General features: G+C 61.1%; 10 protein-coding genes. 7 read left to right on the forward strand and 3 right to left on the reverse strand.

Annotation, left to right across the window (positions count from 1 at the left end; all coding sequences use genetic code 11):
- The first annotated feature begins 99 nt into the window (after positions 1-99).
- The 6 genes from ABY948_RS09295 (at position 100) to ABY948_RS09320 (ending at position 5408) form a co-directional block, all read left to right on the forward strand.
- Positions 100-660 carry a chorismate--pyruvate lyase family protein gene (locus tag ABY948_RS09295; protein ID WP_461482254.1) on the forward strand — a complete coding sequence of 187 codons (561 nt, stop codon included), beginning with the start codon at positions 100-102 and terminating at the stop codon, positions 658-660.
- A gap of 21 nt (positions 661-681) precedes the next feature.
- Positions 682-1554: a 4-hydroxybenzoate octaprenyltransferase gene (gene ubiA, locus ABY948_RS09300; protein ID WP_461482255.1), complete on the forward strand. Its 873-nt coding sequence runs from the start codon at positions 682-684 to the stop codon at positions 1552-1554.
- An 85-nt stretch (positions 1555-1639) separates the two neighbouring features.
- Entirely contained in the window at positions 1640-2341 is a 702-nt protein-coding gene (gene phoB / locus ABY948_RS09305) for a phosphate regulon transcriptional regulator PhoB (protein WP_461482256.1), read from the forward strand.
- A gap of 9 nt (positions 2342-2350) precedes the next feature.
- Positions 2351-3637, forward strand: a complete 1287-nt coding sequence (gene phoR, locus ABY948_RS09310; RefSeq protein WP_461482257.1) for a phosphate regulon sensor histidine kinase PhoR — start codon at positions 2351-2353, stop codon at positions 3635-3637.
- 61 nt (positions 3638-3698) lie between these two features.
- Positions 3699-4835 carry a GNAT family N-acetyltransferase gene (locus ABY948_RS09315; protein WP_461482258.1) on the forward strand — a complete coding sequence of 379 codons (1137 nt, stop codon included), beginning with the start codon at positions 3699-3701 and terminating at the stop codon, positions 4833-4835.
- 39 nt (positions 4836-4874) lie between these two features.
- Entirely contained in the window at positions 4875-5408 is a 534-nt protein-coding gene (locus tag ABY948_RS09320) for a BPSL1445 family SYLF domain-containing lipoprotein (RefSeq protein ID WP_461482263.1), read from the forward strand.
- Positions 5409-5440: 32 nt separating this feature from the next.
- On the opposite strand, the gene ABY948_RS09325 is transcribed toward ABY948_RS09320, so the two are convergent.
- The 3 genes from ABY948_RS09325 to yaaA are packed head-to-tail and all read right to left on the reverse strand — an operon-like array spanning position 5441 to position 7289.
- Positions 5441-5914: a methyltransferase family protein gene (locus tag ABY948_RS09325; RefSeq protein WP_461482259.1), complete on the reverse strand. Its 474-nt coding sequence runs from the start codon at positions 5912-5914 to the stop codon at positions 5441-5443.
- Positions 5890-6504: a DUF938 domain-containing protein gene (locus tag ABY948_RS09330; RefSeq protein ID WP_461482260.1), complete on the reverse strand. Its 615-nt coding sequence runs from the start codon at positions 6502-6504 to the stop codon at positions 5890-5892. The genes ABY948_RS09325 and ABY948_RS09330 overlap by 25 nt, the downstream gene beginning before the upstream one ends.
- Positions 6505-6509: 5 nt before the next feature.
- Positions 6510-7289: a peroxide stress protein YaaA gene (gene yaaA, locus ABY948_RS09335; RefSeq protein ID WP_461482261.1), complete on the reverse strand. Its 780-nt coding sequence runs from the start codon at positions 7287-7289 to the stop codon at positions 6510-6512.
- 80 nt (positions 7290-7369) lie between these two features.
- Between yaaA and ABY948_RS09340 the strand changes: the two genes are divergently transcribed.
- Positions 7370-8929, forward strand: a complete 1560-nt coding sequence (locus ABY948_RS09340; protein ID WP_461482262.1) for a M48 family metalloprotease — start codon at positions 7370-7372, stop codon at positions 8927-8929.
- Positions 8930-8982: the final 53 nt, after the last annotated feature.

Raw genomic sequence — 8982 nt, forward strand, 5'->3', positions numbered from 1 at the left:
AAAAATTATCCCGTTGATCCGGGATAACGCCGCCGCAGCGGTTAGAATACTCCCCGCAGAGGATTCTCAACGGGCCACCCCCCAGCGCTAACGATACCGATGACAGCTCTCCACCACCCCGAACCCCGCTGGCACTGCCATCGGCACGCTCCGCAGCTGATTGCCCGGGGCCCCTTGCGCGCCTGGCTGCTGGACCGCGGCTCGTTGACCGGGCGACTGATGCGTCTCAGCCGTGGCCAGTTTCGGGTTCAGGTCATTCAGCAGGGCATGGGCCGCCCCCGCCTCTCCGAGCAACGGCTGCTGGCTATGGCGCCGCGCCAACAGGCCCTGATCCGCGAGGTGATCCTGTTAGGCAATGGCCGGCCCTGGGTTTACGCCCGCAGTGTCATCCCGCAAAAAACCCTCAGCGGCCGCCTGCGCCGCCTGCGCAAGCTGGACAACCGGCCACTGGGGGCGCTGTTATTCAGCGACCCCCACCTGCACCGGGGCCCCATCGAGTTGGCACAACAGGACACCCGGGCGACCCCGCTGCCCGAACCGTTGCAATATCTGCGGGGGGTTATTTCGGGAAGGCGTTCCCTGTTCTGGCTGGACGGCAAACCCCTGCTGGTGTGCGAGATGTTTTTACCGGAATTTACCCCGTACAATAACCCGCTTTAAACCATTGCCACGATCCACGCCATGAACTCATTGCGGCAACGACTGCCAGACTTTATTCGCCTGATGCGGATCGACAAACCCATCGGCACCCTGTTGCTGCTGTGGCCGACGCTCTGGGCCCTGTGGCTGGCGGCCGAGGGAATACCCTCCATCAAAAACCTGCTGGTGTTTGTGGTGGGCGTGGCCGCCATGCGCGCCGCCGGCTGTGTAATCAACGACTTCGCCGACCGCAACCTGGATGGCCATGTGGAGCGCACCCGACAGCGCCCGCTGGCCACCGGGGCAATCACCTCCCGCGAAGCGCTGATCCTCTTTGTCTGCCTGTGCCTGCTATCGTTCCTGCTGGTGCTGCTCACCAATGCCCTGACCATCAAACTGGCCTTTGCCGGGGTGGCCCTGGCCTTCTGCTACCCCTTCATGAAGCGCTATACCCACCTGCCACAACTGGTACTGGGGGCCGCCTTTGCCTGGGGCATTCCGATGGCCTTCGCCGCGGAGACCAACGCTCTGCGCCCGGAGCTCTGGGCCCTCTATGCCGCGGTGATACTCTGGACAGTCGCCTACGACACCTTCTACGCCATGGTGGACCGGGAGGACGACCTGAAAATCGGCATCAAATCCACCGCCATTCTGTTCGGCGACATGGACATTGCCATCACCGCCACCCTGCAGGTGCTGGTGCTGATCGCCCTGGCCATGACCGGCGTGAACTTTGGCCGCGGCCTGTGGTTTTTCCTGTCCCTGGCTGTGGCCGCCATGCTGTTTCTCTACCAGCAGTACCTGATCCGGAACCGCGACCGCGACGGCTGCTTCCGGGCCTTTCTCAACAACAACTATGTGGGCGCCGTTATATTTGCCGGGCTGTTTGCCGATTACCTGCTCCAATCTGCGTAGTCGAAACCGGCGATTTCCACTATTGTCATATTTCTGTCACGGACGCGTCATGTAATACGCATGGATACTTTAAGATGATAGGGATATGAGCGATAAAACTATTCTCGTGGTGGATGACGAACCCGCCATCCGCGACATGATCAGCACCGCGCTGGACGTGGCCGGCTTCGACTGCCTGCAGGCGGAAAATGCCCAGCAGGCCCACGCCATGATCATCGATGAAAAGCCCGACCTGGTGTTGCTGGACTGGATGATGCCCGGCACCAGCGGTGTCGAACTGATCCGCCGCCTGCAACGGGATGAACTGACCAAAAACGTGCCGGTCATCATGCTCACCGCCAAGGCCAACGAGGACAATATTGTGCAGGGCCTGGAAGTGGGTGCGGATGACTACATCACCAAACCCTTTTCGCCACGGGCACTGGTGGCCCGCATCAACGCCGTGTTGCGCCGGGCCGAGCCGACCCTGCCCCAGGAACCCATCACCGTGGATCAGCTGCTGTTTGATCCCATCAGCCACCGGGTCACCATCAACGGCCAAACGGTGTCCATGGGCCCCACCGAATTCCGCCTGCTGAGCTTTTTCCTCACGCACCAGGAGCGGGTCTACTCCCGGGACCAGATTCTCGACCACGTCTGGGGTGGCAACGTCTACATGGACGAGCGCACCGTCGATGTGCACATCCGCCGCCTGCGCAAGGCAATTTCCCTTGAAGGCCAGGACCGCTTCATACAGACTGTGCGGGGCGCGGGATACCGCTTCTCCACCAGGCTTGTCGAAGAGTAGGAAAAGCTTTTGCATCGAGGGTTACAGGCGGAAATACGGCGCATCGCGCTGATCACCCTGCTACTGCTGTTTGTCGGCTTCATGATTGGCAACGTGCTGCTGACCCTGCTGGCCGGTGGCGGCATCTACATGCTGTGGACCTTTTCCCATATCGCCAGGCTCTACGACTGGCTCGACCAGGGTGCCAGCGGGCTCCCGCCCGATGCCAGCGGCGTGTGGGGCGACATGACCGACCACCTGTACCGCATGCAGCAGCGCAACGAGCGCGCCAAACAGAGCCGCCGCCAGCTCTCCGAGCGGGTGCGCAACATCACCTCCGCACTGGCCGACGGCATCATGACCCTCTCCCCCGACCGGGTGCTGGAATGGTGGAACCCCGCCGCGGAATCCCTGCTGGGTCTGGAAAAGACCGACCGCGGCCAGTCGATCATCAACGTGGTGCGCGACCCGCGCTTCGTCGCCTTTATCCAGCATCGCAACCTGCCCCTGCCGGTGGAACTGTCCTCGCCGGAGGACCCGAGCCGGACACTGATGTTCAGTGCCGCCGAATTCGGCGACGGCAATATCATTCTGGTGGTGCAGGACATCACCCGGCTGCGCAATCTGGAGCAGATGCGCCAGGACTTCGTGGCCAACATTTCCCACGAGCTGCGCACTCCGCTGACGGTGCTGTCCGGCTATATCGAAACCCTGCAGGACAACAGCGAGGGGCTACCCGCCGGGTGGCAAAAAGCGCTCGGCCAAATGGACCAGCAGACCGAGCGGCTCAACGCCCTGGCCAATGACCTGGTGATGCTGTCCCAGTTGGAATCCAACCGCAAACCGCCGCCGCGCATCCCGGTGCAGCTCAGCCCGCTGCTGGAGCAAATCGTCAACGACGGCCGCATGATCGCCTCGGATAAATACCAGATCAGTGCAGACTGCCGGGAGACCCTCGAACTTCGCGGCGAATACAAGGAACTGTACAGCGCCTTCTCCAACCTGGTATTCAACGCCATCAAGCACAATCCCGCCGGCGTGGCGATTCGCGTCGGCTGTCACAGCACGGATGCGGAAGTGATTGTCGAAGTCTGCGACAATGGTTTAGGCATCGACCCGAAACATATTCCCCGCCTCACCGAGCGCTTTTACCGTGTCGACCACAGCCGCGCCTCCAGCACCGGCGGTACCGGGCTGGGTCTGGCCATCGTCAAACACGTGCTGATGCGCCACGGCGGCACCCTGGAAATCCGCAGCACCCTAGGCAAAGGCAGCTGTTTCCGCTGCCACCTTCCCAAGCCCGCTGCCGCCGCGTAGGGTCTACACTTACCGGCCTGGGGGAAAGCCCCTTTCTTCAGCAGTACCAGGGCAGACCATTTTGGATATCCGCATTCTCGACAGCATTGACCAGTGCGACGCCAGCCAGTGGGATGGCCTGTTTAACAGCAGCTACCCGTTTCTTCAGCACCGGTTCCTGTCCCTGCTGGAGCAGTCCGGCAGCGCCTGCAGCGCCACCGGCTGGCAACCGCATCACCTGCTGATCAGTGAAAACCAGCAGCCGCTGGCCGCCATGCCGCTCTACCTCAAGGGCCACTCCTGGGGGGAATACGTGTTCGATTGGACCTGGGCCGAGGCCTACCAGCGGCAACGGCTGGACTATTACCCCAAACTGCTCACCGCCGTGCCCTTTACCCCGGCCATCGGCCCGCGGCTGGGCATGTCGCCGCAAACCGAGCTGGCGGCCATCACACCCTGCCTGCTCACCGCCATCCAGCAACTGGCCGACCGCCAGGGCGCCAGCGGCTGGCATCTGCTGTTTCCCGAACCGCTGCTGACGGCTGCCATGCAGCGGGCCGGCGGCATGTTGCGCAGCGGTGTGCAATACCTGTGGCAAAACCGGGACTACGGCAGCTTTGCGGATTTTCTCGCCGCCCTGTCTTCCCGCAAGCGCAAAAATATCAGCCGCGAGCGCAGTGAACTGCAACACCAGGGGCTGCGCGTCTACCGCCTCAGCAACGATGAGATCAGCCCCGACTGGTGGCAGTTCTTTTTTCAGGTCTACCACAACACCTACCTCAAACACAGCGGCAACAGCGGCTACCTGACCCAGCATTTCTTTCACCGCCTCGGCGAGGTCATGAGCGGACAGTTAATGATGGCGGTGGCGGAACGGGGTGAGGAAAAGGTCGCCGCCGCCCTGTTTTTCTACGACCAGGAGAACCTATACGGCCGCTACTGGGGCTGCACCCGGGAAGTTGATTGCCTGCACTTTGAACTCTGTTATTACCAGGGCATCGAATTCGCGATCGAGCACAAGCTGGCCCGTTTTGATGCCGGCGCCCAGGGGGAACACAAGGTCCGCCGCGGCTTTGAACCACTGGAAACCTGTTCGGTGCACTGGATCAGTCGCCCGGACTTTGCCGCTGCCATCAAGCGCTTCCTGGCGGAAGAGCGACAATACGTCCTGAACTATATTCAGGAAACCCGCCGCCAGTTACCATACAAAGCCCCGTAAGGCGGTGGTCCCCATTTTCCGAGGAGGAAATACATCGTGATGAAGCCTGTTTGGTTGTTAATGCTGGGTTGCCTGCTGTTCTCCGGCACGACTCAGGCTGCCAGTAAAGTGGAAATTGATATCTATGTGCAGGAGGCCCTCGCCGAACTCTATAAACAATCCCCCGGCGCCCGGGAACTGACCGCCCGCGCCAAGGGCATACTGGTCTTCCCCAAGGTCTACAAGGCCGGCTTCTGGGTGGGTGGCGAGTACGGGGAAGGCGCCCTGCGCATCGGCGGCAGCAATGTCAAATACTACAATATCGCCGCGGCCTCACTGGGGTTGCAGCTGGGCGCCCAGATCAAATCCCAGGTCATCCTGTTTATGACAGATCAGTCGCTGCAGAAATTTCGCAGCAGCGAGGGCTGGGAAGCCGGCGTTGACGGCAGCGTCGCCATCGCCACGTTCGGTGCCGGCGGTGAAATTGACACCCAAACCGCCCAGCAGCCGATCATCGGCTTTATCTTTTCCAACAAGGGGCTGATGTACAACCTCACCATCGAGGGCTCCAAGATTACCCCGATCAAACGCTGACGTTCATCCCTGTCCGCTGGCCGCTGCAACCCTTACAGCCAGCGGCGCACCCGCCCGCAATACTGCCGGTAGGCATCGCCGAAGCGCTCCGCCAGCACCCGCTCTTCCGGAATAATCTGCAACCAGGTCACCAGCCCCACATAGAGCGGCAATCCGGGGCTGGCGTAGAGGCTGTCCAGGTACAGATTCCAGCCCAGCAACAGCAGCAGCAATCCCAGGTAGATGGGGTGGCGTGAATAGGCGAAGATCCCCGCGGTGATCAACCGCATCGCCCGTTCCGGGCGGCGTGGGTCGAGGGTGGTTTTGCCTAACAGCAGGGTCAGCGAGGCCAGTACCAGCAACGCCAGTCCCGCCACCAGCACCAGCATCACCAGCAAGCCCCACAGGGCACTGAAGGTGGTACCGGCATCCAGCCAGCGATCCAGCAGCCACATCAGCAGGGCCACCAGCGCAAACAGCAGCAACGGCGGAATCTTCAGTTTCAACTCAGCGAGCTTTTTTTCCATACCAGCAACCTGTTATTGGCGGGCATTGCATTGTCCTCGCTCAGGGTAAACCCGGCCTGTTGTGCCAGTCTGTCGACCGCTTCAAAATCCCGGATGCCCTGGTGCGGGGCGATCTGTTTGAGCCACTGATCAAAGCGGGCGTTGCTGTCACTGGTGAACTCGCCACCGTAGTTGAATGGCCCATAGATCGCCAGTACCGCCCCTGGCGCCAGCAGCACACCGACCTCGGCAAACAGGTTCTGCACCGATGGCCAGGCCATGATGTGGCAGGTATTGGCGGTAAACAGCGCATCCGGTTTGTAACCACCCATACCCCAGGGGCGCCGGTCGGCGTTCAGTGCCAAGGGGCGGCGCAGATTATCCACCGGGTATTGGTCGATCCAGGCATTGATACCCGGGTGGTTTATTTCGAGGTCGGCGGTCTGCCAGACCAGCTGGGGCAGGCGGGGTGCAAAATAGACGGCGTGCTGACCGGTACCGCTGCCCACCTCCAGCACCTTGCGCCGGTCGGCAAACACCCGTTGCAGGATCGCCAGAATGGGCTGGCAGTTATTCTCGCAAGCCTGTGAGAAGGGTTTATCCACCGGCATCTTTGCTATTCCTGGCCCTGGTCGCGGGTAAATACCCACTCGCGGGCGGAAGACATGGCCGGTTGATAGGCGTAACCGGCGCAATCGAAGTCCTTGAGGCGCTCCGCATCATCGATGCGGTGTTCAATGATGTAACGGCTCATCAGGCCGCGCGCCTTCTTGGCGTAGAAGCTGATAATCTTGTACTTGCCGCCTTTCCAGTCCTTGAACACCGGGGTAATGATGTCCGCATTCAGCTTGCCCTGCTGCACCGATTTGAAATATTCATTGGAGGCCAGATTGATCAGCAGCGGGGTTTTCATGGCACCCAGCTCGGCGTTGAGGCCCGCGGTAATCTTGTCGCCCCAGAACTGGTACAGATCCTTGCCGCGGGCATTGGCCAGTTTGGTGCCCATCTCCAGGCGGTAGGGTTGCATCAGATCCAGCGGTCGCAACAGGCCGTACAGACCGGAGAGGATGCGCAGGTGGCGCTGCGCCCACTGCAGGTCCTTCTCCGACAGGTTCTCCGCCGCCAGACCGGTGTAGACATCACCCTTGAAGGCCAGCACGGCGGGACGGGCGTTAGCGGGACTGAAATCCGGTTGCCAGTCCAGGTAACGGCCGAAGTTCAGCGCCCCCAGTTTGTCGCTGATCGACATCAGCTCGGATACCCGGGGCGGCGACAGCTTGCGCAGTTCGGCGATCAATTCGGCGGAGTCGTCCAGATAGCCGGGCTGGCTGTAGGCCGCTGTGGTCAGCGGGCTGTCGTAATCGAGGGTCTTGGCCGGGGAAATAACTGTCAACATGGATTGTCCAATGGTAATCGTTTACACACTAATGCAGTCCATTATACTCATTTCACCATTGCCGCCTGCCAGGAGTACAGATGCGCCGGTTTCCTTCCTTGTTTCTCGCCCTCAGCCCGCTGTTGTTGATCCTCAGCGGCTGTTCCGTCAACCCGGTGACCGGACAAACTGAATTTTCCCTGGTCTCCGCGGAGCAGGAAGTGGCCATCGGCGCCAACAACTACAGCCCCTCCCAGCAGTCCCAGGGCGGCCGCTACTATCTCGACCCCGACCTGCAGTTCTACGTCAGCTCGGTGGGCCGCAAACTGGCCGCAGTCAGCGACCGCCCCAACCTGCCCTATGAATTCGTGGTCCTGAACAATTCCGTGCCCAATGCCTGGGCGCTGCCGGGCGGCAAGATCGCCGTCAACCGCGGACTGCTCACCCACCTGGAAGACGAGTCGCAACTGGCCGCGGTGCTGGGACACGAAATTGTCCACGCCGCCGCCCGCCACGGCGCCTCGCAGATGACCCGGGGCACACTGCTCAATATCGGCGCCGCCGCGGTCGGTATGGCCGGCGCCAGCTACGGTTTGGGTGGGGCCGGGACCCAGATTGCACAGATGGGAGCCGCCGCCTGGATGGCCCGCTATGGCCGTGAAGACGAACTGGAATCCGACAACTATGGCATGGAATATATGTCCCGTGCGGGCTATGACCCCAGTGGTGCCGTGAAGCTTCAGGAAACCTTTGTGAAACTGAGCCAGGGCCGTCAGCAGGACTTTATCAGTGGCCTGTTTGCCAGCCATCCACCGTCACAGGAGCGAGTGGACGCCAACCGCGCCAAGGCCGCCACCCTGCCCAAGGGCGTCAGCAACCGCGATATCTTCCAGCGCAAGATCAAACAGCTGAAACAGGATGAACCCGCCTACAAGGCCCAGGACGCGGCCATCAAGGCACTGAACGCCAAGGACGCCAAAACCGCCCTGGCCGAACTGGATAAAGCCATCGCTATTCAACCCAATGACGGCTATTTCTGGGAGCTGAAAGGCCACGCCTGGGAAATGCAGAAAAATCCGGCCAACGCGGAAAAAGCCTTCACCACCGCCATCGGCAAGAACCCCGACTATTTCAGCCACCCGCTGGCCCGCGGCATGTTGCGCTACGAGCAGGGCAACAAAACCGGTGCCCGCACCGATCTGGAAAACAGCTACCAGTTATTGCCCACCCCCTATGCCAGCTACTACCTGGGTGAGATCGCCCTGGACGGCGGCGACCAGACCGGTGCCATTCGCTATTTCCAGACCGCGGCCTCCGGCGACAGCGAAATTGCCAAAAAAGCCCAGGCGCGCCTGGCGGTGCTGGAGCTTAGCACCGCGCCCCACAAATATATTCTCTGCAAACTCTACCTGGCGGAAGACGGCTACCTGTACATCATCATCAAAAACAACAGTCCGGTGACGGTGACCAATGTAGAACTGCAGCTGACGGAAATGCTCAATACCTTTGTGGCCGGCAGCAGCACCGCCATCAGCGGTCCCAGCCAATTGACGCCGGGCCAGCAACTGAGCATGAGAACACGCCTCGGGCCATTCAAGGACAGTGCCGAAATCAATCGCTACCGCGCGCAGGTCACCCGGGTGCAGGTACCCGAACAGTAGCGAAATCATTAGCGCAACAGTTTTTCCACCAGGAAGCTACTGCACGCGCGCAC

It is taken from the genome of Porticoccus sp., from assembly GCF_041592135.1.
In the GTDB taxonomy this organism is placed as follows: Bacteria; Pseudomonadota; Gammaproteobacteria; order Pseudomonadales; family Porticoccaceae; genus Porticoccus.

Excerpts from the sequence above, each read along its gene's own strand:
- yaaA (WP_461482261.1), bottom strand. The coding sequence starts at position 7,289 with ATGTTGACAGTTATTTCCCCGGCCAAGACCCTCGATTACGACAGCCCG.
- ubiA (WP_461482255.1), top strand. The coding sequence starts at position 682 with ATGAACTCATTGCGGCAACGACTGCCAGACTTTATTCGCCTGATGCGG.
- ABY948_RS09325 (WP_461482259.1), bottom strand. The coding sequence starts at position 5,914 with ATGGAAAAAAAGCTCGCTGAGTTGAAACTGAAGATTCCGCCGTTGCTG.
- ABY948_RS09330 (WP_461482260.1), bottom strand. The coding sequence starts at position 6,504 with ATGCCGGTGGATAAACCCTTCTCACAGGCTTGCGAGAATAACTGCCAG.
- ABY948_RS09320 (WP_461482263.1), top strand. The coding sequence starts at position 4,875 with ATGAAGCCTGTTTGGTTGTTAATGCTGGGTTGCCTGCTGTTCTCCGGC.
- phoB (WP_461482256.1), top strand. The coding sequence starts at position 1,640 with ATGAGCGATAAAACTATTCTCGTGGTGGATGACGAACCCGCCATCCGC.
- ABY948_RS09340 (WP_461482262.1), top strand. The coding sequence starts at position 7,370 with ATGCGCCGGTTTCCTTCCTTGTTTCTCGCCCTCAGCCCGCTGTTGTTG.
- ABY948_RS09295 (WP_461482254.1), top strand. The coding sequence starts at position 100 with ATGACAGCTCTCCACCACCCCGAACCCCGCTGGCACTGCCATCGGCAC.